The following is a 23,404-nucleotide window of genomic DNA, read 5'->3' on the forward strand; positions in this document are numbered from 1 at the left end:
AGCCTTTTTTTATCTGGGAGGAAGCGCTTATGTGGCGACAGGCAAGGGAAAAATTGGCACAGACATACTGGCTAGCACTGGGGTTATTGTTACTCAGTGCCTGCCAGCAAAACCAAATCACCACTCATCATGACTGGGAAGACCCGGCCGTCTTCGACATCAATAAACTACCGGATCGTGCTTATTTTATCTCTTATCCCTCAGCGCAGCTGGCGCTAGCGCAGCAGCCAGAACGTTCCAGCCAGTACTATTCCCTCAATGGTCAATGGCATTTCCATTTTGCTAAACGACCAGCTGAACGCCCAGAAGCTTTTTATAAAAACGATTTTGATGTTTCAAACTGGCCATTAATTACCGTGCCATCAAACTGGCAGATGCAGGGCTATGATTATCCGATCTACACCTCTGCTGGCTATCCGTTTCCGATGAATAAGCCGTACATTGATCCCTCATACAATCCGGTGGGCTCTTATCGGCGGGATTTTACGGTGCCAACTGACTGGTTACAGCAACGTTTGGTGTTGCATTTTGGCGCGGTAAAATCGGCTTTTTATGTGTGGATCAACGGTAAGAAACTGGGCTACAGCCAGGACAGCAAACTGCCGGCGGAATTTGATATCACTGACTATGTTAAGCCTGGCAACAATAGTTTGGCGGTAGAAGTTTATCGCTGGAGCGATGGCAGTTATCTGGAAGACCAGGATTTCTGGCGCATGAGCGGCATTCAGCGGGATGTGTTTATCCAAGTATCACCCAAAGCGCAGTTGTGGGATTTCAGCGCCAAAGCTGTACTGCAAAATGCTTATCAAGATGGTCAATTAACCTTGGCGTTGCAGTTGCTGAACAGCAGCAAGCAGCAGGCACAACTCAGCGTTGTTACGGCGGTGTATGATGGTGATAAGTCCTTGTGGCAGCAACAAAGTTCGCTTGAGGTGGCCGCCGGTAAAACTGCGCCGCTGACGTTGCAACATCGTTTTCCACAGGTTCAGCCGTGGTCGGCGGAAGTGCCGAAACTCTATCGATTACTGATCGCCGTAAAACAGCAGGGTGCGGAAGATCAGGTGATCTACCAGCCCATCGGTTTTCGCAGTGTCGAGCTGCAGCATGGGCAATTGCTGGTAAACGGTCAGCCGATTATCATCAAAGGGGTTAATCGGCATGAGCATGATCCCGTGACGGGTCAGACAATCTCTCAGGCCAGCATGCTGAACGATATCCGATTGATGAAATTGAATAATATCAATACGGTGCGTACCTCACATTACCCCAATGATCCTTACTGGTATCAGTTGTGCGATCAATACGGCTTATACGTGATTGATGAAGCCAATATGGAGTCTCACGGTTATGGCTTCGATGAACACGGTATCGGTAACGATCTGCAGTTCAAAGCCGCCATTTTGGATCGGATGCACGGCATGATTGCCCGTGATAAAAACCATCCGTCGATTATTTCTTGGTCATTGGGTAATGAAACCGGCCCGGGGCCGAATCTGTCAGCATCTTACCAGTTGGCAAAAGCTATGGATGACAGCCGTGTGGTGCAATTTGAAAGCCGTACTACTTGGTTCAAAGAGAAAATGACCGATGTGATTGGCTGGATGTATGCCAATCGTGAGGAAATTACCAGCAAGTATTTGGGGAAATATCCAGAGCAGCCGTTTATCTGGGTAGAGTATGCCCATGCGATGGGTAACAGTAGTGGCAACCTCAAGGAGTTATGGGACTTTGTGTATGCCCATCCGCAAGTGCAGGGCGGCAGCATCTGGGATTGGGTCGATCAAGGTTTGCTGAAACATAGCGCGGATGGTCGCAGCTACTTCGCCTACGGTGGCGACTTCGAGCCAGCAGGCACCACGAATGACGGTAACTTTTGTGCTAATGGCTTGGTGGCAGCAGATCGCACGCCGCATCCAGCATTGCACGAAGTGAAAAAGATCTACCAGCCGTTGGCAGTAACGCGCTTGAGTAACAGCCAGTACCGCATAACTAACCGTAATTTCTTTAAAAATCTGAGTGATATTAACGGAGCGTGGCAGTTGCTAGCAGATGGCAAACTGGTTGCGCAAGGCGAACTCCCGCGACTAACCACGGCGGCACAACAGACATCCGATATCACGATTGCCGCATTGCAGCATTTTCCGTTTGCCACCGATAAAGAATATGCGCTCAATTTCCGTTTTGTCACCCGTGAAGCGGCGGGGTTGCTGCCTGCCGGGCATGAGGTTGCCAGTGAGCAGCTCCTGCTGCAGCCACAGGCAGCTAACACACTTAAACTGACAGCGGCTAAAGATCTACAGATTGCAGAAGACAGCGATAAAGTCACTGTTCGTGCCGGACGCAGTCAGCTACGGTTTGATAAGCACAGTGCTCGTCTAGTGAGCTATCGCGTCGCTGGGGTGGAATTGGTAAAACAAGGGCTGTTCCCCAATTTCTGGCGAGCGCTGACCGATAACGATTATGGCAATAAATTCGCTAACGAGACGGCGGAATTTTACAAACAGGCTGACACTGCGGCGCAGGTAACTGCAGTGCGACTGCGTCAGCAAGCAGGATTTGCACAAGTGCAGTTCACCTTACATTTCCCAACACTGCACAGCGATGGCAGCATTGTTTACCGCATCGGCCGAGATGGTGCGGTAGCGGTGGATTATCAGGCCAATCTGGCAAAGGACTTACCGGAAATGCCGCGATTTGGACTGAAAATGCAGTTACCGGAGGGTTTCGATAGTGTCGCCTGGTATGGCCGTGGTCCTTGGGAGAACTATCAGGATCGTAAAGAGAGCGCTTATCTCGGCATCTACCATGCGGATGTCAGTGAACTCTATACGCCATATATCCGTCCACAGGAAAATGGTAACCGCAGTGATACCCGCTGGTTGGAGATCCGTAATCAGCAGGGCATTGGACTGCGCATCAGTGGTGCTCCGCAGTTTGATTTTACTGCACACCACAACACCATTGCCGATTTGGATTACCCGAAAGATGGTCCAAACCGTCACACCACAGACATAGTCCCCAGACCCATGACGGAACTGTGTCTGGATCTACGGCAACGGGGCGTTGGGGGTGATACCAGCTGGGGCGCATTGCCTTATGACGCTTACCGTCTGTTGCCAGCCAAACAGCAGCATTATCGGTTGCAGTTGCTGTTACAGCCACTGACAACAAGGTAATTTTTCTGGTTAATCGCGGGCTGTTAATCGCTGCCCGCCACACAGTGTCCTGCGCAATCACAGCGCTTAGCATACTGATACATTCAAACTCAGGTCGCTGTCGGAGAGCGACAGCACTAGGGTGAATGGTAGTCAGTACTACGGCTGTCTATGTGCCGCAGTTTTTATGAATAATGCTATTGAAAACAGTATGTAAGTCTTACACTAAGGCGGTGTTTTGTCCTCTTGGTAAAAACGGTTATGCCCTTCACTGCGCAAACTCTGCGGAGCCTCCGAGCTTGGCAATGCCTGCTGGCGTTGTTATTGATGTTGATTTGTTGTGCAGGGAGGTCTGCTGATGTGACACCCACGGTGTTTCGTTATCAGGCTGCAGAAGGCAACTTGGATGGACGTAAAGCTTTCGTCAAGGAGGCATTGCAGCTGGCATTGGAAAAAACGCAGGATGAATATGGCCCGTTTGTTATGCAGGAGGCCGGAAACTATCTGAATAAAGCCAGGTTACTGCGCGAATTACAGCAGGGTCACTTTGACAATATGTTTGTTCGGGCGTCGGTAACCGATGAGATGCTTACCGACTTTGCGGTGGTGGCATTCCCGTTGGCTCGTGGTATGGACGGCTATCGGGTGGCATTCATCCGGGCTGAAGGAACTGAGCTGCAGCGTTTTTGTCAGCTCGATAAAGCAGCACTGCAACAGCTGAGTATTGTTCAAGGGATCGGTTGGCTGGATAGCAAGATACTGCTGGCCAATGGCTTCAAAGTGCAACAGGTCAACCAGTATGAGAATATGTTTAATATGTTGCGAGCAAGCCGTGCCGACCTGTTTTTCCGCGCAGTGAATGAGATTGATATTGAGCGACAAAACGCCGTTCATGATTACGGCATGTTGCAGGTGGAACCTTGTCTGGCGCTGTATTACCCATTGCCACGTTTTTTCGTTACCGATAAAAATAACGCACAAAATGCACAACGTGTTTATCTTGGGCTGGTGCGGGCTTATGAAGATGGCAGTTTTATCCGTTTATGGAACCGTTATTTTGAACCGTCCATTAATCGATTACAGCAGCGGCGGATTATTCGGTTAGACAATCCCTTTATTAAAACATTGGATCCACAATATCAGCGCTACAACATCAATTTGCAGCCATCCCCTCTAGCGCCAATCAACAAATAACAAAGCCCCGCTATTGCGAGGCTTCGACTGTACTGCAATGAGATTATTCTGCAGTTTTGGCAGCTTGAGGCTGAGCTTCAGTTGCTGGGGCTTTTTTCTCTGCTTTCTTAGCCTGTTTTTTCACAACTTTCTTTTCAGCTTTCTTGTGATGCTGTTTTTTCACCTGTTTAACTTGAGGATTAGTGCTGTGTTGGGTAGCAACCTGTGGTGCAGTTTCAGTGCTAGTAGTAGGTTCAGCAGCCATAACAGCGGCGGTATTCAGGGCAAAAACAGCGGCAATGGCCAGTGGCAGCATTTTTTTCATAATTCAGACCTCGGATAGACTCGGGAGCCCGGTGCTCCTTTGCTAGTTATATTAGGCAGCTGGATGCTGCGGGTCTGTGCTGCTCTGGTAACCGTTTGTATCCAAATGTACAGGCAACTTTAAGCAAAAAAGCGCCCCTTGGTTGCTGGGTTGTAAGCTGATTTCTCCGCCATGTAACTGGGCAATACTGCGGACAATTGCCAAGCCTAAGCCAATGCCACCGGTGCGTCGGTCGCGGCTTTCATCAAGCCTGACAAAAGGCTCAAAGATGCGCTGGGCTTCTTTTGTTGCGACTCCTGGGCCATCATCCTGCACTGACAGGCAAATCCATTGGGGGGTGTCCTGTGTCAGCCGGATCTGCACCTCACTGTGACCATGACGCACTGCATTGCCCACTAGATTATCCATCGCCCGCGCTAACAAGCGCACATCACCGCGCCAATATATCGGTGCCATAGGACAACTGAGCGTCACCCGGTGTGCCGCGCCTTGTGCCTGCCAGTCGGCCAAGCGTTCTCTGGCCCATTGTCCCAACTCCATATCACTCAACTGTAACGGTAGTTCTGGTTGATTGAGTCGGCTGTAGGTCAACATCTCTTCGATCAGAAACTCCAAGGCCTCAATGTCATGTTCCAATGCCGCACTGTCAGCCTGACTTGGTGCCGGTTCCAGTAACGCCAGGCGGTAACGCAAACGTACCAAGGGCGTACGCAGTTCATGGGCAATGGCATCGGTAAGCTGTTTACGGCCACTGATAAGTTCCTGTAACCGTTGTGCCATCTGGTCAAAAGTATGACCTAAGGTTGCCAGACTACTGCTATTGTCCAGTGCGGCTCTGGCGTTGAGTTCACCGTTACCTAAGCGCTTGGCGGCGGCTTCTAACTGCTGCATATCGCGCCAATGTGGTCGCATCCACAACAGAATAGGGATTGCCAGCGATAGCCCTAGCAACACAATAAAACCCAATACCAGCCAGTGCTGTTCGTGTCGGAACGACAAATAAGGCACCGGACCGATAATCAGTACCATATTACTATTGGGGATGCGCTGGCGAAACGTGGCGTCGTCCTCAACTATCACGATATTGCCAGCTTGTAGAAAAGCGATATCTTCTCGGGCCAGCGGTTGGGTATCCAGTGGTGCCGTGTGTAATGCCAGATGCAGCCGTTGGCTGAAATCATCGACTTTGGCAGGCCACTGCGGCTGTGGCACGGTAGCTAATTCCTGCGTAAGGCGGTCCAGAAAATCCTGTACCAAGCCTTCCAGATAGCGGTTGCCGGTGCGCTCTTCGGTAAATTGGTAGATGCCTCCCATCAGCAATGCCGCCACCAGAAAACAACCAAATACCAGCAGGTAGAATTGGGTAAATAGATGACGCATCGTTTATGACCACTCATCCGCAACTAACAGATAGCCCTTGTTACGAATAGTTTTGATCCGAGTGGGCAGTTCAGCGTTATCTCCCAGTTTCTGCCTGAGCCTGGATATCGCCACATCCATGCTGCGATCTATCCCATCATATTCGCGACCCTTGAGTTGTTTGAACAGCGTTTCACGGCTGAGGATCTGGCCGCTATGACTCGCCAATTGCCACAGCAGTTCAAAATCACTGGTGGACAGTGCTACCGCTTGTCCCTGTAACCTGACGTCGCGGCTGTTATAGTCGATGATTAATGTCCCCAACTGCAGGCGGCCAGACATTTTTGGCGGTTGCTGCGGGGTGATACTGGCAAGCTGCCGCAGTTGTACCCGCAACCGCGCAACCAACACGTTAGGCGGTGTGGTCTTCAGAATGTAATCATTCGCGCCGAGTTCCAGTGCCAGCACTTGATTCATATCGCTGTCGAGCGACGTCAACATCACAATCGGTCCGTGAAAACTCTGGCGCAGTTTGCGGCACAGCGACAGACCATCCATACCCGGTAACATGATATCCAGCAGAATGAGCTCGGGCTTTTCTTCCTGTACCCGCTGTAATGCAAGGTCGCCACGATTTTCCACCACTACCTGCATATCATGTTTTGCCAGCCAGTCGCTAATCAACTGACCAATTTCTGGTTCGTCTTCTACGAGTAAAATACGGTGCATATACTCTCCTGCTAAGTAGCATCAGCATAACGCAGCGGTTGGGGAAGAAAATGGGGCACTGTAAATATTTCCAGCCACGCCATGCTGGATAAACGTTGCTGCCTTAATTAACTCTGTCGATTAAAAGGGATTTGTAGTAGATTTTGTCGGCGATTATCAGGGGGCATGGTTGCTTTCCTCGTAAGTTTTTCGGGCATAGCCAAGGAGTTTTCATGAAATTAGCGTTGATATTGTGTGCATTTGCGTTTGCTATTAGCGGTTGCCAATCTACCTCACCGCAAACCAATGCCGCGGCCACTCAGTATGTTGACTTAACCCAGGCATCATCCCAAGAGATGGCGAGCTATTGGGTGCTTAAGCATCGTGAGGAACCACGATATCCGGTTGAAATGGCGAAAAATTTCGAAGCAGGATGTGTAAAACTGCTGCTGGCAATTAACGCCGATGGAAAAGTTGATTACGTCAAACTCTTGCAATCTTATCCACAAGACGTATTTGATTTTGCTTCAGCCGAAGCTGTAGGTAAGTGGCGTTGGACGGCTGCCAGTAGCAATCCGCAACACCAGCCAGTGTTGACTATCGTTGACTTATCATTCAAGACCAGCGGTTCGCGCAATCTTAAGCAATGGCAGCAACATTGTGGTACTGCCAGTTAACGGATGCCAGGGCAGTCAATGACTGCCTATTCTAGCCGTTTGTTGCCAGTTTAGTTTCTTCTCTTTCTGTCCTACAGATAGTGCGTTGTAAATTTAAGCAATTCCTGAACTGCAATTCATACCGATAATTTGCATTTCATTCCGGCCTGGAGGCAACTCATTTTATCTTTGGCCGCGGCTATTGTGGTGGTATAGCAGAAGGCGTTTATTGACCTCATCAACAGCGAACTTCAGCGGATAAACCCGCTTGCGAGGAGTATGTTATGAGCGTCAATCAAACGATTACCCTGGAAAACTATTCCGGTCAGCAACAACGCGTCATGTCAGTCAGTCGCATCAGAGTGCTGACTCTCATCGGTACTATCATTGCCCAGTTTGCCTTGGGTTCGGTATATACCTGGAGTCTGTTTAATGCGGGATTGGCCGAAAAGCTTAACGTCCCGGTGGACAACGTGGCTTTTTCCTTCGGTATTCTCGGTTTGTCGCTGGCGCTGGCATCGTCTATTTCCGGCAAGATGCAGGAGCGTTTTGGGGTGACAAAAGTCACTATTGCTGCTGGCTTAATGATGGGGGCCGGGTTGCTGCTTACGGCCCATGCCAGCAGTGTTGCCATGCTGTATCTTTGCGCGGGTTTGCTGTTGGGATTTGCTGACGGTACTGGATACTTACTGACGCTCTCAAACTGCGTGCGCTGGTTTCCAGAGCGCAAAGGTGCTATTTCAGCCTTGTCCATCGGTGCTTACGGTTTAGGGAGCCTCGGCTTCAAGTACATCAATTTAGCGTTGTTGGAACATGTGGGACTGAATAACACCTTCCTGTATTGGGGGGCGATAGCTACAGTCATGGTGGTTATCGGTGGTCTGTTGATGAGCGATGCACCAAAACAGGCCGCGGGCGGTCAGCGACAAACCAATGATTTCACCTTAGCAGAAGCGATGATGCGGCCACAGTTCTGGATGCTGGCGTTGATTTTCTTGACGGTATGTATGAGTGGTTTATATGTGATTGGCGTAGCCAAAGATATTGGTGAACAGTATGCCGGGCTGAGTTTCTCTATTGCTGCCAACGCTGTGGCAGTGATTGCCATGGCGAACCTTGGCGGGCGCTTGGTATTGGGAGTGCTATCCGACAAGATGCCGCGTATGCGGGTAATATCACTGGCACTGTCATCAAGTCTGCTGGGGATGACGATTCTGTTATTTGGTCACATGACAATAATGAACTTCTATTTGGCCCTAGGATGTATCGCTTTTAGTTTCGGCGGCACCATCACTGTGTACCCGTCGCTGGTCAGTGATTTCTTCGGGTTGAATAATCTCACCAAGAATTACGGCGCAATTTATCTGGGCTTTGGTATAGGCAGTTTATGTGGCTCGATGGTGGCGGCGTTGTTAGGCGGTTTTAGCGCCACTTTCAGCGTGATTTTTGGGTTATTGGCGTTGTCGTTGTTGCTGTCATTGCTAGTTAAGGCACCTAACCGCGTGCCCTCGTTAGTGTAACTGCGGTAGTTTAATTGCTTGATAGGCACCATTCTTGGCCCCATTTTATATGGGGCATTTTTTTACCTAAAGCCCCATCAGTTCGCGAAACTCGCGGATGTGGCTGCGACTGACCGGCAACTGATGTTCACTCCCCTGGAGTTTCACCAGATAGGTGCTGTTATACCAAGGGGTGATTTCCTGCACTTTGGTCAGATTGATGCCGAATGAACGGTGGCAGCGGAAAAATTGCTCCGGCGGTAACTTCTCAAAGAATTCGCTGATGGTTATCGGTACCACAAAGTCGTCGTTGGCCGTGAACACTTTGGTCAACTTCTCGGCTGCTTCCACATATAAGATGCTACTGACGTCTGCGACACAGATACGCTCGCCTTTATAAAGGTTTACCGTACTGCTGCGTGATGGCGAGGCGGTCATCAACGACGGTGGGGCGGTTGCCGCTTCAGCACTGGCCTCCAGTTTTTGTAGTACGCCTTGAATGCGGTTTTCGTTAAAAGGTTTAAGAATATAATCAAAGGCTTCTATCTCGAATGCTTCGGCGGCGAAATCCTTATGAGCGGTGGTAAATATGATGAAGGGCTTCTTGGCAAACTGGTGAATATTCCGTGCCAGTAACATGCCGTCAATTGAGGGCACATTGATATCTAAGAAGGCAACATCCACTTGCTGTTGTTGCAGATATTTAAAAGCATCCAATCCGTCTTCAAAGGTCGCTACCACCTCTAGCTGACTATGTTTTTGGATGATGTACTGCAGTTCTTCCATCGCTAGCGGTTCGTCTTCCACAATAATCGCTTTCATATTGGTTTCATTTTCGTTGAGCAATGCTAAAAGACACTTCGGTGCCGGGTTCGCAGCGGCGAATCGTCAATCCGTGACCGTACAGCAGTTTCACCCGTTCATGCACATTCATCAGTCCGATATGGTCACTCGGTACTTTTCCATGATACAGGCCCTCAATAATCGCTTCATCAATACCTTTGCCGGTATCGCGCACGGTGACCAGCAACTGATCTGTATGCTGCTTTACCGCAATGGTAACTTCGCCATTACCGCGTACGGGCTGAATACCGTGCAAAATGGCGTTTTCTACCAAAGGTTGCAGTAACAGCCCCGGGACTTTCTGGTGCACGTCGTCCACATCAAAAGTAACGGTTAGTTTCTTGCCAAAACGGGCTTTTTCGATGGCAACATAATCGCGTACCTGCTCCAGCTCTTCCTGAATATCGATCAGTTCCTCATTGCGCTTGAGGTTATAGCGCAGAAAATCTGCCAAATTGGAGATCAGTTGCCTCGCTTCTTCTGGGCGCAGGCGGATCAATGAGGAGATGGCGTTGAGGCTGTTAAACAGAAAGTGGGGATTAATCTTGTTTTGTAGCGCTGAAAACTCTGCCTTGGCCGCCATCTGTTTCAGTTGATCACTGCGGGCGGCTTCAATTTGTGTGGAAATCACATGTGACAAGCCAATTGCCATCTCTTTCAGTGAGTCAGTGATGCGGCCTTCGTGACAATAGTAGATTTTCAGCGTGCCGGTCACTTGGTTATTTTCGGTTAACGGCACAATCATCAGCGAGTGAAAATCGGCATAATCAATGCCGTTGTTAATAATCACTTTGCCTGAATCCAGCGCCTTGCGGGTAACACTGCTCATGCCGTGGTAATGCTGCCAATAATCGGCCTCGGCATGGCCCACATAGGCCAGCACATCGTCAGTATTGGTCATGGCCACCGCGTCAGCACTGATGTGTTCGCGGATAATGCTGCAAACCTGACGCAGGCCGCTGCGGTTATTCTCACGAAAATAGGGTAGGGTGCGATTAGCAATATCCAGCGCGAGTTTGGCATGTTGCCCGGCAATACGCTCTTTCTCATCATCCAGATTTTGCACTAACTGTACGATTAGTCCGATACAAATAGTGCCGCAGATCATCGGGAAAGCAATCACGCTGACAATATTCCAGCCTACTTGCGGTTGTGGTGCCAGTGTCACAATCAGCAGCATGGTTAAGCCTTCACACAACATGCCGCCGATAATGCCCCACAGCCAGAGTTGTTCACGTTTACAGCGGAAATACATCCAAGTGGACAACAAGCCCGCTGTGATGCTGCTGATCAGGCAGGGAATCGAGGTCGGGCCGTCAATATCAATCAGATAACGGTGAATACCAGAGATAATTCCGGCCGGGATCCCTACCGCTGGCCCAAACAGCAAGCCACCCGACATGATCGCAATAATGCGCACGTTAACTAGCGAGCCTTCTACATGGATGCCAGTGTAGGTACTGAACACTGCAAAACAGACAAACAGCAGGGAGACCAATATCAGTTCCCAAGGATGGCGATCTTTCTTCTGAAAAATCTGCTGAAAACGCTGACTTCTGGTGAGCAAAAACAGCGCCATCAGCATCAGCGCTGCCCGTTCCAGTACGGCCAGTAGCATCATCAACTGCTCGGAATACACCTTTCCTCCCATGCGCCGATACAGGCAATATCTGGCGGTAATGAGGGACTAGATTAGCATGTGCCGACATACAAAAATATGGCAATAACCCGCTATTCCGCTTCAGTTGCGGACGGCGTTGCTGTAATGGCAGAAGAAGTGACTGATATCAGTATTTTTAAGGGTAATAACTGCTGAAATGCCTTGGACAGCTTGCTACCATAACAACTCCGGCCGCTAAGGATACTGACCACTGATGGATGCATTATTTCTGCACTTTGCCACCGCATTTATGGCGTTTTTCGCCATCATGAATCCGATTGCCAATACCCCGGTTTTTCTCGGACTTACCGAAGGCATGAGCTCACAGCATCGGGTGGCTATCGCCCGGCGGGCGGTAATCCAAGCGTTTATCATCGTGCTGGCGTTTGCGGTGGCGGGTAAAATGATTTTCGGACTGTTTGGCCTGAATATGGATGCCTTTAGAATAACTGGTGGATGTTTGGTATTCCTTATAGGTATCAACATGTTACAGGGTAAACATTCGCGTATGCATCACCCCCATAGTTTGGATGATTCACTTGCCAGTGACAGCAGCGATGATGATCCGGCAACCTTTCCGCTGGCAATGCCGATGTTGGCTGGCCCAGGCACTATTACTACGGCAATGAACCTGTCTGCAGACGGTGGCTTGATCAACATCAGTTTTATCATTCTCGCCTTTGCGTTGTTATGTGTGATCACTTATGTGGTATTTATTTTTGGCGAGCGTTTCATCCGTTATATCGGCCGTGCGGCTATGGGCGTAATTACCCGGCTAATGGGGTTGATTGTGGCGGTGATTGGTACCGGTATGGTGATTGAAGGCATTAAAAATGCCTTCGCGTTGGGGGGCAGTTAATCTTTATTATTACGGCCGTGGAAGGTATCCATCGTGTGGTAAATTCCCAGCCACTCGCCCACCACTTTGTCAAACCAGCGTTGCGGCAGCAGCCCTTGCAATAGCGGCAGCAGATATAGCAGACGCGGCATTTTCAGGATGATCGCATCCTGTTTCACTGCGTTTACAATGCGCTTGGCAACCTTTTCTGGCTTAAGTATTGGCAATATCCGCGATTGCACGCCAGCAAACATCCCGGTGTTGATGTAATAAGGCATCACGGTGGTGACTTTCACCCCAGTACGTTGCTGCATCATTTCCAACCTGAGTGAATCCGACCAGCCCACAGCCGCCCATTTACTGGCGCAATAGACAGACATATTGGAATTAGCCACCAAAGCCGCAGCGGAAGCAATATTGACGATATGGCCTAGGCCATTGCCACGCATACTGGGGAGTAACGCCAGACATAGTTGCATCGGGGCAATGGCGTTGACGGCCATAGTACGGTCAATTTCTTCGGCCGAATGTTCGCTGAATTGCTTACCCACGATAATGCCAGCATTGTTCACCAGAATATCAACGTTAATGCCAGCGACATGCATCTGCTGCAGTGCTTCATGCATCTGTGATAGTTGACAGATATCCACCTGCCAGCCACAGATCCGTTCAAGACCAAAATGGTGTTGCAGTGAGCTGACCGCTTGTTGCAGTAAGGCGGCATTAATATCCCACAGCACCACCTTGGCTGCGCCTTCTTTAGCAAAATGTTGTGCCATAAGCAGCCCAATCCCTGAGGCACCGCCGGTGATCAGTACTGTCCGTTGTCTGAGATCGGTCATCATCTTCTCCATTCCATTTGAGCTGTGATTGATGCTATCTGATACAACAGTTTAACGCTAATAGATCGCGTCTTTGGCAAGTTGTATTGCCATACTATTTTCAGGGGTATGCAGCATGAAATTCAGCTGTGGTTAATTAATTGGAGTATGATGTGTGTCACAGAATTAAGGGACGCAACATGAAACTCGGAGGAGTTATGACTATCACACCACGCACTGTAACCTCACCTAAAAAATTCATCATCGGCAAAGGCTTGCTGGGTCAAATGCATGACTATGTTAAGGATTTTGGTGATAACGCTTTCATTATCAGCGATGAATTTATTCTGAATCGGGTCAAGGATGAAGCCGTTAGTAGCTTGACTGATGCAGGCATTAAAGCCGCTGTCGAAAAATTTAATTACGAATGTAGTGAGACAGAGATCAAGCGTCTCGGGGCTTTGGCCGAACAGCAACGCGCTAACGTGATTGTGGGCGTGGGTGGCGGTAAAACCCTCGACTCCGCTAAAGCGGTTGCTTACTACCATAAGTTACCAGTGGTACTTTACCCGACAATTGCGTCCACCGATGCGCCTTGTACCGCGCTGGCGGTTATCTACACTGAAACAGGCGAATTTGAACGTTACCTGTTCCTGCCACAGAATCCTGATGCGGTGATTGCCGATACCTCCATTCTATGTGCGGCACCAGCGCGCTTCTTCGCCGCCGGTGTGGGCGATGCGTTGGCAACTTACTTTGAGGCGCGTACCTGTTATGCCGCTGATGGCGTGAATCTGGTACTGAAAAAGCCTTCACGTACTGGCTTGGGTTTGGCAAAACTGTGCTTTGAATTACTGAGTGAAAACGTCGAAGCCGCCATGGATGCAGTCAAAAACAAAATTGTGACCTCAGCATTGGAGCAGACCATCGAAGCCACTATTTATCTGAGCGGTGTGGGTGCCGAAGCGGGTGGCTTGGCGTGTGCGCATGCGGTCAATAACGGCATGTCTGCAGTAGCTGATCTACATCGGGCGCAACACGGTGAAAAAGTGGTATTTGGGCTGTTGACCCAACTGGTGCTGGAAAATGCGCCTAAGTCTGAAATTGATGAAGTTATCCGTATCATCAAAGTTGTCGGCTTGCCGCTCACTCTGGCCGATATGGGACTGAAAACCTTTGTCGAAGCGGAGTGGCGCAATGTGGCCAAAATCGCCTGTGCGGAAGGTGACACCATGGGCAATATGACCATGGAACTGACCGAAGATGATGTCTATCAAGCGATGATTGCCGCCAACGCCATGGCCGAACGTTATAAAGCACAAGCGTAGTTTTTACGCAGTGACCGCTTAAAAAATCCCCGTTTAATACGGGGATTTTTGTTGTTATACCTAACCGACAGTTTGGTGTAGCCAGCTAGCTGGCATAGGCATAGAGTTAAGCATACCTGCAATCAGAAAAGGACCTTGTTATGGCAAATAACACAGTTCAACACGGCACCATCGCGTACCGTAGTGAAGAGGACAGCATGGGTTCAATCCAGGTACCCGCAGACCGTTACTGGGGCGCACAGACGCAACGCAGTAGTGAAAATTTTCGCATCGGCGGCGCTCAACGCTTCAACTTTTCACCAACGTTTATCCGGGCTTATGCCATTCTGAAAAAAAGTGCGGCGCTTGCTAACTTGCAACTCGGGCTACTAGATCGTAGCGTGGCGCAGGCGATTGTGGCAGCTGCCGATGAAGTGATTGCTGGACAACTCCAAGACAATTTTCCGTTAGTTGTGTGGCAGACGGGCAGCGGCACTCAGACCAATATGAATCTCAACGAGGTGCTGGCGGGCCGTGCCAATGAACTACTGACGGGCAAACGCGGTGGTAAGACACCGGTGCATCCCAACGATCATGTCAATAAAGGCCAAAGCAGTAACGATACTTTCCCTACCGCGATGCATCTGGCCGCCAGTGATGCCCTAGTGCGGCAGTTGCTACCTGTGCTGGACAACATCATTGCTGCGTTGCAGCACAAGGCAGTAGAGTGGCAGGCGCTGATCAAAATTGGTCGAACACATCTGCAAGATGCGACACCTTTGACCTTAGGGCAGGAATTTAGCGCCTTTGCCACACAGTTTCAGTTTGTCAGAACCGGACTAAAACAATCACTTAACGGTGTATTGGCATTGCCTATCGGGGGCACAGCAGTCGGTACCGGTCTTAACAGCCACAAGGACTTTCCGGCATTAGTGGTGAAATATGCCTCCGATGAATTGGCACAACCATTCCGCGAAATGGATAACAAGTTTTTTGGGGTAGCCGCCCATGAGCCACTGGTGCAGCTATCAGGTGCCTTGAAAACCACCGCCGTTGCCGCGATGAAGTTGGCTAATGATATTCGGTTACTGGGCAGTGGCCCGCGCTGTGGCTTAAATGAGTTGTTGTTACCCGCCAACGAGCCTGGCTCCAGCATTATGCCGGGCAAAGTCAATCCAACGCAGTGTGAAGCGTTATCCATGGTGTGCTGCCAGGTCATTGGCAATGACGCGGCAGTGACTGCTGGCGGCATGCAGGGTCAGCTGCAACTCAATGTGTTTAAGCCCTTGATCATTCACAATGTCTTGCAAAGTGTTCAGTTACTTAGTGATGCACTCGCGAGTTTTAACGAACATTGTCTGCAGGGCTTGATGGCCAATCATCAGCAATTAACACATAACCTTGAGCATAGCCTGATGCTGGTGACTGCCTTGAATCCGGTAATTGGCTACGATAAGGCCGCTCAGGTCGCGAAGAAGGCGCTGAAAGACAATATCAGTTTGCAACAGGCGGCAGAGCAATTAGGTTTTTTAAACAAAGAAGCGTTTAATCAGACGGTTAGACCAGAGCAGATGTTAGCGCCTAATGACTGATTTATCGCAAAAAAAGCCCCTTTGCAGGGGCTTGGCTTACAGGGAGGGTAAGGGAGTAACCCTGTAAAACTCGGAATCGATCAGAATTTGGCGGTGAGGCCAATGAATAACTGACGTCCTAGCGGATCATAGCTGCCTGGGAAGGTGTTGCCGTTGCCAAAGGAACTCAACACGTTAGAGACAATCACCGGTGGATCCTTGTCCAGTAGGTTATTGATCCCTGCCCGCAACTGAATGTTGTCAGTCAAGGTCATGCTACCGGACAGATCAAAGTAGTTGTAGGCACCAATATGGTCGTTAACGTAGTAATGATCACTTCCTGCCAGGAATTCATTGTCGGTGTTGGATGAAAGATCCACGCTTCCCAGATAACGCCACAGCAATGATACTTGGGCATCGTACCAAGGTGTTGCCCAAGTCATGCGGGCATTATGGCGCCAAGTCGGGGCTGGCTGACCACATGTTGGGCCAAACAGACCTTTACAATCGTAGGTGCCAAGACCAGGTTGTGGTTCAGTCACCATCTCTTTTAACCAAGTTCCCACCAATTGGAAGTTCAACGCCCCCCATTTGCCCAGTTCATACTGGTAAGCGGCATTGATATCGATACCGGAGGTTTGCAAATAGCCGGTGTTGAGTGTGGTGGAGACTACATAACCTTCGGTCCCAAACAGCGAACCCGCACCGCTGCGGTGGAACAGGTCACAATAGTAACTGTTACCGGTGCTGAGACACTGGTTGATAATCAAAGTTGGATCGATAGTGCCGATATAGTCTTTGACCTTGATGGTGTAATAATCCAGAGATACCGACAGATCCGGTATTGCTGTAGGGGTGAGCACGATTCCGTAAGTGTAGGTATCGGCTTGTTCCGGTTTTAGGTAGGGATTACCGCCAAACTGATAGACGCACTGATCTGCGGGGCATTCCACAATATGACCATATTGTGCTTCTGTTACGCCAGTACGAGCGCAATCTTCGAAGGTAGCCGATGGGTTGCTGCCAGCACAAGGATCGCTGCCTGAGTAGTTGGATAGGCCCTGCGAAGAGAACAGTTCGTTGACATTCGGTGCGCGGATCGCATGGTTGTAACTGCCACGCAAACGCAGGTCATCGTTCGGAGAGTAAGTGAGCTCTACTTTATAGGTATTAGCACTGTAGCTGGTGTCATTACCTTGGTCGTCGTTATTATCGTATTTTGAGTAACGATAACCGCCAGTAACACCAAGATATTTTGCCCCTGGCGCATTTTCAATAATGGGCAGATCCAGCTCGGTATAGCCTTCACTCACTTTAATTTCGCCGTAGGCATCATCAGAACCATTGGCTTTGGCGATGGCATCCGCATTGAATTCATAGACTTCGCGACGATGTTCGCCACCAATCACCAATGCTGGCCCCATATCTGCCCAAGGTAGCTTAATGCCGTAATAATCGAGATCAATCTGACTAAAGCCACTGAGTACGTCCAAGGTCTGAGTGCTGTCAGTGGAGCTGGTGGTGAGAATATAGTCCAGCCCCGCATCTGAAATACCACTGTAGGCAAACACATCAATCGGCACACAGTCACTGTCTGTACCGCTTACGACGGATTGGCACACCACATTCCCGGCATCATCTGTAACCGCCAGTAGCGCGTTGGCCGCTTTGAACTGATCAACATCGTTCATGTAACGTTCTTGGTATAGCGCCACCGTACGCAGGTAACTCACGTCATAACTGATACCATCGGTAATGTCACCTTTCAGACCAAAGTTAAAGCGATAGTCGGTATGGCGCAGATCATCGCGGCGCGGACGGGCATTGGTACCGTCGAGCCGATAGCCCACATAAGTGTCAATCACTTCACTGGTTCCCGCCGCAGAGCCGCACAACGCTGAACGTTGTTGATCGCTCATCAGTGGGTTATCGCAGTTGATGGCGAAATCGCTACCAAACCATAACGCTGAAGGAGCGACTTGGGAGAAGCTGTGATCATCCATAAACATAAAGCTGCCGTACACCTGCGTGGTGTCGGAAACATTATAGTGAGTCATCATCCCGGCAGTGTAACGGCGGTCCATACGCTGGATGTAGTTGAGCGGACTGAAGTTATACAGATAGTCATCACTGTATTGATCCCAGACTTTCTGACCATCTTTGGTGTTGTTATAAGAACCACCAGTATTGGGGCCACTCAGCACGGTGAAACGCCCCCAAGGGTTGTTGCCGGAGCCGCCGCAAGCATAGCCATTAAGCGTACTGTTGGCACTGATAGAGCAGGCAGAGTAGTCACGTTCACTTTGTACTACTGGTTCAGTACGGCGGTAACCGGCATAAAACGTTATATTGCCTTTGTCGTCAGCAAAGTCAGTACCTGCGGCTAAGTTGAAGTCATATTTTTCACCATCAGTGACTGAACTTGGTGCCGTTTCATAGCCATAGCTACTCACCAAGTCTCGTAAACCATCATCATTGTTATTGTGCTGATAGGTACTGGCTTGAGTGTCAAATACGATGCCGTTAAGGTCATCCTGCAGAATAAAGTTAACCACCCCGGAAATAGCATCGGAACCATAAACGGCAGAAGCACCGCCAGTGACCACATCAATGCGTTTTACCAGCGCCGAGGGGATGAAGTTCATGTCCATGGCCATGGTGGGCAATATACGTTGTCCATTGACTAGCGTCAGCACACGGTTTGAACCTAGATTACGCAAGTTGATCTGCGCTGTACCATCAGCACCGTTGGAGACGTTCTCGTTAGCGTCGGGAGTAAACTGCGGCATCTTATTGAGGACACCTTCCACAGTCGTCGCCCCTTGGAACTTGATATCTTTCTCATCCACCGTAGAAATAGGACTGTTAGTGGCAAATTCTGCCCGCTGAATACGGGTGCCCGTCACCGTCACGGTTTCCATTTTTTTCTCTTTCTGAGTGCTGTCGCCGTTGGCATCGTCAGCTTCATCGGCATAGCTCAGAAATGGCGGTGTGGTGGTCAGCAGTAAACACACTGCCAGAGCCCTCCGTCCAATTGCTGCATCGCTCTTCATGGCTTTCCTCTTCACTTCATCTGTATGGGTCTTGTTGTTCTGTGGTGTTAGTTAATTCACGTTTTACTAACATGTATAATAAACACACAATCAAAATGGTATGTCAAATATATTATACGATATTCGATATATAATTTTGTAAATGCGGAGATAAGGGCGATGTTGTAATGACCTATATTTTTGGTAGTAAAGTGCGATGACTTATTGAAATTTTTAAATGTAACTAATTGTATTTGTTTATTTTTGTGTTTTTGATTGTGACTGGCGGTTGTCATCCGATGTCGCTGGGTAAGTTGATTAGGCTTGGCGTGAGTCGACGGTTACATTTTTATCGTATTAAAAAATACTATTCAGTAGCGTTAGCGAATGGTGGAAGTAATTGCGCTGCAATAAATGAGGTTTTTTAACAAAACAGCAGTGTTGACTGATGTTGTTCTCCCACAGTACATGTTGCTGCCAATCAAGCGTGTATTCGTCATATTTGTTGTATCTCCGTCGGTTATTCAGCGGATTAAACCTGTTACAATGCAGCAGTTTTGTACCTGGCTGGTAGCGTGACCAGACCAGAGTTGTCCGGGTTCGGGAAGGTCTATGTCAGCGCTATCGTCTCATTTGTCCCATAGCCAATTGGCTGGGTGGTTGGTACTAGCCACCTGGGGCTTGTATCTGTTGGTGTTGGCATTGGGTTGGCCGCCTTATCTGCCTGCGTTGGCATCCTGGTTGGCAATCGGTTATTGCTGGAGTGCGCTCAGCCGTTCAGCCCGTAAGCAATCCGCTATTTTGTTTGGCTTGGGCGTGTTGATGTTGGCGTGGGGCGTGCTGCATGGCGTTGGGCTGGATTTCTATAATGCCGCGACCCGTAACCTGCCGCTGTTATCCATGTTTGTAGCAGTATCGTTTTTGGCGTTGACCAATCCAGAACAGGAAGATCAGTCACAACCAACGGGCCGTAAGGGCTTCTGGTCAACCATTCTTTCATGCCATCTTTTAGGTGCTGCGATTAACCTGTCGATTATCTTCGTGGTGGGAGATCGCTTGACGCGCAAAAATCCGCTGACCGATGAGCAAATTCGAGTGCTGATGCGCGGTTTTTGTGCCGGAGCTTATTGGTCGCCTTTCTTTGTGGCTTTTGGGGTAGCAATGACCTATGCCCCCGGCGCACAGTGGACGTCCACATTTCTGCCGGGTCTGATAATGGCAGGGCTGATGTTTGCGCTGACTTACTTCGAAGCTAGCCGTGGCAACCTGCAGGCGTTTCGCGGTTACCCGCTGAAACGCGATAGTCTGGTTATTCCCGGGTTGCTGGCAATCGTGGTGCTGACGCTGCACAGCATGTATGAACAGACCAATATTCTAACCATTATTAGCGTTATTGCGCCGTTGGGAGCATTACTATTTTTACGTGGCAGACCCAGGCGCAAAGTGCTGGTGAACTATGTCGAGCAGCGTCTGGCAGGTGTTGCCAGCCAGTTTTCACTCTTCTTGGCGGCGGGTGTATTTTCGACCGGGGTAGCAGCCATGATTGCCTGTTATCCATCCCTATTTAGTTTCTCAGCAACGCATCTGACACCAACACTATTTTGGGGGATCAGCGCCATCATGATCCTCGCTGGACTCATAGGGGTGCATCCGGTGGTCAGCGTGTCGCTGGTGGCGCCTTTACTGATGCCGTTAGTGAGTAACATGAACCAACTGGCATTTTTGTATCTCTCCGTATGGGGTACCGCCACCGCAGTAAGTCCATTGTCAGGCGTTGGTTTGTCGATGGTGAGTCGCTATAACGCCAGTAGCCGCACTATTTTGCGGCAAAACTGGCGCTATATGTTAGCCATGTGGCTCGCCGCTGGTGGCGTCAACGCACTGTTATTTGGCTGAGTTGCAATTGGGACATTTTCGCGTTAGGAGTTTCGCACTAATGAAAGCATTTCTGATTACCAAAAGTATGGAAAAGCTCGAAACCTGTGGCCAGTTTTACTTGACCACTGCAGTTCTAGATGAACCACCCTGTGCGGAGCCGCATACAGGGTGGTGTGTGTGGGGAGGCTAGATACATCCAGCTACCCGATTAGCTGAGGCATTCCTCATCAATCCAGCTCTGTACTTTAAAAGCTCTTGATTTTAAATCATCGTTATCTGATTTTAGTATTTTACTAAGCGTATAATTACACTTAGTCAGTTTCTTCCGTAAGTGCCTATCTTTATGCTTATCATCTAAGCTTTGGAACTTTGACTGCATTTTTTCCAGGAAACCTATCGAATGCACAAAGTCACCAGACCTCGAGAAATCATCAGCCCGCCTATATAGAACTTGAACCTCAGTATCAACGTACATTTTAATAAGATGATCATCTGCTGCACCAATAACCTCAGAAATCTCCGTTAGAATTTCTTGAGTTTTATCAAATTCATGCTGAAATAAGTATCCCCTAGCCAATGCTAGTGAGACCTCAGTAGAATTCACGTCCAACTTGTGGGCTTTTTCGAATTGCTCAACAGCCTCTTCGACGTTTTCTTCGGAGTGAAGAAGGAATTTACCGAACCAATAATGCAGCTGAGAAGTGTTTGGTGCGAGAAGAATCGCAAGCTCATATTGCTCTCTAGCCTCTGAAAAATTCCCACTTATTTGATAAAAATATGCCATAAATCTAGCCACTTCAAAATAATCAGGAGCCAAGCGCTGAGCCTCTTGTAAAACCTCAAAGGCTTGATGGTGCTCGGAATTCATAATATGATTTTGAGCATCATAGAGTTTTCTAGCAATAACCCTGTCAGACTTATCTCTAAATTTAATATTTTTTGTTGAGTATTTATTGGCCGCTCTTCGACTCATCTGATCTTCAAAAATAGAGTTAAGCTTATTCCTTTTTTCTCTAATTTCCTTCTGAAAAGCTTGTGATGGTTTATGGTGCTTTCCTAGATAAGCACGAGCAAGCTCAGACAATTGGTATGTTGTTTTGACACTAGCCCCTTTTACTACGGATGATTGCGATAACATATTTGTAGCCATAAGCTCTTGAATAGCTTTTTGCGTCTGTAAAGCTTCAAAGTCATTTAAATATGATAGTTCTGGAATATCTTTTAACCCTTGTGCACACTGCATTGAACGGGTTAGTTTTTGCGCATCAGAAGATAGATACTCATAAACGTTGGACATACAAAAATCAAGGAAATCATCAGAATTTTGAAGCACTGCTTCAGGGCTTAAACCAGTATGGACTGAACTTACAAACCATTTGATATAGCTTGGATTTCTGTGCATTCGATTAACAAAACCACGAAGAACATTTTCCTGCAGCTTTGACAGAGTATTAACACCTCGAATTTTTGCAACCGTTCGTAATAGTTGAGAAGCATATGATTCTTCAATACCATGCAGCTTTATAGGGTATTCGTAAGCTCCAAGCCCGATTCTAGATGTGATTATAATTTTGCTACCTTGTGGCAGGGCCCCCACGAATTGACGAATGTTCTCATCCAAAATGGTTTCGAGATTATCAATGAATAGAGCTATTTTGAACGTTGATAAGTATTCTATTACTTCCTCAAGATTGTTACTGTCAAAATTATTCCCAACAACATTCTTTCCAATTTCTTGAATTACACCAATAGAATTATCTATGGCTCCTTTAATTTCCTTTATTTCGTTTAATGTTATTTGTGTCGTTTTCGATGTAACCCAAACAACAGCATCGAAGGGAGAGTCACTATCAATTAATTCATACGCAACTTTTAGTGCCAGAGCCGATTTTCCAACCCCACCTTCACCTAGAATAGATATAACTGGAAATCCACCTAAACATAGCTGTTTAACGTGTTCTACTTCCTTATCACGACCAATTAGTCCAGTTTCATCGAAATCAGGTATTGGTAGATTGTGATTAATTGATTGGATGTCGTCGTAATTAACGATATCTAGAGAAAGCACAAAGCTTGGGTCATTATCAAGCTTATTAATAGTTTCTCTAACTCTACCCCATGAGACTGATGTTTCGGAATCTAACAGTCTTTTACAGAATTCACTTACTATAGGTAAGTCGTCAAAATTTAGAGGGCGAATGTGCATAACTCTATTTCTAATAGAAACTATATCTTCAAAACTCTTGGTTAATGTTTTAATTAGTCTTGAAATATGCTCAGGGAAGTGGGTCCTATTGGTGTTAATAGTTTGAAAAGTATCCCCAAGATCAAAATAGTCAATAATTTCATTTAGATCTAAATCACCAAATAGACTACCTATATCCTTTTCAATTCGACTTTTAGCCCTAGAAATCAAAGCAGAATCTATGAGATCTTCATCGTCTATATGCTCTTTCACCAATAAGCGTAGATCTTCTTCTAACGCTGCAATAAGTGCATAAATTGTCATTCTTGTAAGATTAAATGCCATTCTACTCTCTCTATTCCTTGCCACAGCTAACGATCATAACGCAACTGCG

Annotated in this window: 16 protein-coding genes; 8 read left to right on the plus strand and 8 right to left on the minus strand. The window is 48.3% G+C overall.

Going from position 1 to position 23,404, the window contains the following annotated elements; genetic code table 11:
- Positions 1-29: 29 nt before the first annotated feature.
- Entirely contained in the window at positions 30-3,176 is a 3,147-nt protein-coding gene (lacZ, locus tag IE064_RS15060; protein WP_189618574.1) for a beta-galactosidase, LacZ type, read from the plus strand.
- 339 nt (positions 3,177-3,515) lie between these two features.
- Complete coding sequence (locus IE064_RS15065) at positions 3,516-4,349, plus strand: transporter substrate-binding domain-containing protein (protein ID WP_189618575.1); 834 nt, start codon at positions 3,516-3,518, stop codon at positions 4,347-4,349.
- Between the two features lie 43 nt (positions 4,350-4,392).
- Here the strand turns inward: IE064_RS15065 and IE064_RS15070 are convergent, their stop codons facing one another.
- From IE064_RS15070 to rstA, 3 genes are read right to left on the minus strand one after another with little or no spacing between them, the layout of a single operon-like run.
- Entirely contained in the window at positions 4,393-4,653 is a 261-nt protein-coding gene (locus IE064_RS15070; RefSeq protein WP_133037440.1) for an acid-shock protein, read from the minus strand.
- 51 nt (positions 4,654-4,704) lie between these two features.
- Positions 4,705-6,033, minus strand: coding sequence for a two-component system sensor histidine kinase RstB (rstB, locus tag IE064_RS15075; RefSeq protein ID WP_189618576.1), 1,329 nt, complete (start codon positions 6,031-6,033; stop codon positions 4,705-4,707).
- 3 nt (positions 6,034-6,036) lie between these two features.
- Positions 6,037-6,741 (minus strand): two-component system response regulator RstA, encoded by a 705-nt coding sequence (gene rstA, locus IE064_RS15080; RefSeq protein ID WP_189618577.1) that lies wholly within the window; start codon positions 6,739-6,741, stop codon positions 6,037-6,039.
- Between the two features lie 212 nt (positions 6,742-6,953).
- On the opposite strand from rstA, the gene IE064_RS15085 reads away from it, so the two are divergent.
- Together IE064_RS15085 and IE064_RS15090 are read left to right on the plus strand one after the other, a co-directional pair.
- Positions 6,954-7,397 carry an energy transducer TonB gene (locus IE064_RS15085; protein WP_189618578.1) on the plus strand — a complete coding sequence of 148 codons (444 nt, stop codon included), beginning with the start codon at positions 6,954-6,956 and terminating at the stop codon, positions 7,395-7,397.
- 320 nt (positions 7,398-7,717) lie between these two features.
- Positions 7,718-8,896 (plus strand): MFS transporter, encoded by a 1,179-nt coding sequence (locus IE064_RS15090; RefSeq protein ID WP_189618607.1) that lies wholly within the window; start codon positions 7,718-7,720, stop codon positions 8,894-8,896.
- A gap of 66 nt (positions 8,897-8,962) precedes the next feature.
- Here IE064_RS15090 and IE064_RS15095 read toward each other — a convergent pair whose 3' ends face one another.
- Together IE064_RS15095 and IE064_RS15100 are read right to left on the minus strand one after the other, a co-directional pair.
- A complete protein-coding gene (locus IE064_RS15095) occupies positions 8,963-9,697 on the minus strand; it encodes a LytR/AlgR family response regulator transcription factor (RefSeq protein WP_189618579.1) in 735 nt (244 codons plus the stop codon).
- A gap of 7 nt (positions 9,698-9,704) precedes the next feature.
- Positions 9,705-11,357, minus strand: a complete 1,653-nt coding sequence (locus tag IE064_RS15100) for a LytS/YhcK type 5TM receptor domain-containing protein (protein ID WP_308427329.1) — start codon at positions 11,355-11,357, stop codon at positions 9,705-9,707.
- 235 nt (positions 11,358-11,592) lie between these two features.
- Between IE064_RS15100 and IE064_RS15105 the strand changes: the two genes are divergently transcribed.
- Positions 11,593-12,237 (plus strand): MarC family protein, encoded by a 645-nt coding sequence (locus IE064_RS15105; protein ID WP_133037434.1) that lies wholly within the window; start codon positions 11,593-11,595, stop codon positions 12,235-12,237.
- Here IE064_RS15105 and IE064_RS15110 read toward each other — a convergent pair.
- Positions 12,234-13,061, minus strand: coding sequence for an SDR family NAD(P)-dependent oxidoreductase (locus tag IE064_RS15110; RefSeq protein ID WP_229800084.1), 828 nt, complete (start codon positions 13,059-13,061; stop codon positions 12,234-12,236). The genes IE064_RS15105 and IE064_RS15110 overlap by 4 nt on opposite strands.
- Before the next feature lie 194 nt (positions 13,062-13,255).
- On the opposite strand from IE064_RS15110, the gene IE064_RS15115 reads away from it, so the two are divergent.
- Together IE064_RS15115 and fumC are read left to right on the plus strand one after the other, a co-directional pair.
- On the plus strand, positions 13,256-14,365 hold the full coding sequence (locus IE064_RS15115) for a glycerol dehydrogenase (protein WP_189618580.1): 1,110 nt from the start codon (positions 13,256-13,258) through the stop codon (positions 14,363-14,365).
- Between the two features lie 140 nt (positions 14,366-14,505).
- Positions 14,506-15,936, plus strand: coding sequence for a class II fumarate hydratase (gene fumC / locus IE064_RS15120; protein ID WP_189618581.1), 1,431 nt, complete (start codon positions 14,506-14,508; stop codon positions 15,934-15,936).
- Positions 15,937-16,016: 80 nt separating this feature from the next.
- Here the strand turns inward: fumC and IE064_RS15125 are convergent, their stop codons facing one another.
- Positions 16,017-18,968, minus strand: coding sequence for a TonB-dependent receptor domain-containing protein (locus tag IE064_RS15125; protein ID WP_189618582.1), 2,952 nt, complete (start codon positions 18,966-18,968; stop codon positions 16,017-16,019).
- A gap of 591 nt (positions 18,969-19,559) precedes the next feature.
- Here IE064_RS15125 and IE064_RS15130 point away from each other — a divergent pair.
- Positions 19,560-20,843: a hypothetical protein gene (locus IE064_RS15130; RefSeq protein WP_189618583.1), complete on the plus strand. Its 1,284-nt coding sequence runs from the start codon at positions 19,560-19,562 to the stop codon at positions 20,841-20,843.
- Between the two features lie 190 nt (positions 20,844-21,033).
- Here IE064_RS15130 and IE064_RS15135 read toward each other — a convergent pair whose 3' ends face one another.
- On the minus strand, positions 21,034-23,355 hold the full coding sequence (locus IE064_RS15135) for an NB-ARC domain-containing protein (RefSeq protein ID WP_189618584.1): 2,322 nt from the start codon (positions 23,353-23,355) through the stop codon (positions 21,034-21,036).
- Between the last annotated feature and the right edge of the window lie 49 nt (positions 23,356-23,404).

The sequence above is a fragment of the Shewanella fodinae genome (assembly GCF_014651955.1).
Classification (GTDB): Bacteria; Pseudomonadota; Gammaproteobacteria; order Enterobacterales; family Shewanellaceae; genus Shewanella; species Shewanella fodinae.

Excerpts from the sequence above, each read along its gene's own strand:
- IE064_RS15130 (WP_189618583.1), top strand. The coding sequence starts at position 19,560 with ATGTCAGCGCTATCGTCTCATTTGTCCCATAGCCAATTGGCTGGGTGG.
- rstB (WP_189618576.1), bottom strand. The coding sequence starts at position 6,033 with ATGCGTCATCTATTTACCCAATTCTACCTGCTGGTATTTGGTTGTTTT.
- fumC (WP_189618581.1), top strand. The coding sequence starts at position 14,506 with ATGGCAAATAACACAGTTCAACACGGCACCATCGCGTACCGTAGTGAA.
- IE064_RS15105 (WP_133037434.1), top strand. The coding sequence starts at position 11,593 with ATGGATGCATTATTTCTGCACTTTGCCACCGCATTTATGGCGTTTTTC.
- IE064_RS15070 (WP_133037440.1), bottom strand. The coding sequence starts at position 4,653 with ATGAAAAAAATGCTGCCACTGGCCATTGCCGCTGTTTTTGCCCTGAAT.
- rstA (WP_189618577.1), bottom strand. The coding sequence starts at position 6,741 with ATGCACCGTATTTTACTCGTAGAAGACGAACCAGAAATTGGTCAGTTG.
- lacZ (WP_189618574.1), top strand. The coding sequence starts at position 30 with ATGTGGCGACAGGCAAGGGAAAAATTGGCACAGACATACTGGCTAGCA.
- IE064_RS15125 (WP_189618582.1), bottom strand. The coding sequence starts at position 18,968 with ATGAAGAGCGATGCAGCAATTGGACGGAGGGCTCTGGCAGTGTGTTTA.
- IE064_RS15095 (WP_189618579.1), bottom strand. The coding sequence starts at position 9,697 with ATGAAAGCGATTATTGTGGAAGACGAACCGCTAGCGATGGAAGAACTG.
- IE064_RS15090 (WP_189618607.1), top strand. The coding sequence starts at position 7,718 with ATGTCAGTCAGTCGCATCAGAGTGCTGACTCTCATCGGTACTATCATT.
- IE064_RS15110 (WP_229800084.1), bottom strand. The coding sequence starts at position 13,061 with ATGATGACCGATCTCAGACAACGGACAGTACTGATCACCGGCGGTGCC.
- IE064_RS15115 (WP_189618580.1), top strand. The coding sequence starts at position 13,256 with ATGACTATCACACCACGCACTGTAACCTCACCTAAAAAATTCATCATC.
- IE064_RS15085 (WP_189618578.1), top strand. The coding sequence starts at position 6,954 with ATGAAATTAGCGTTGATATTGTGTGCATTTGCGTTTGCTATTAGCGGT.
- IE064_RS15135 (WP_189618584.1), bottom strand. The coding sequence starts at position 23,355 with ATGGCATTTAATCTTACAAGAATGACAATTTATGCACTTATTGCAGCG.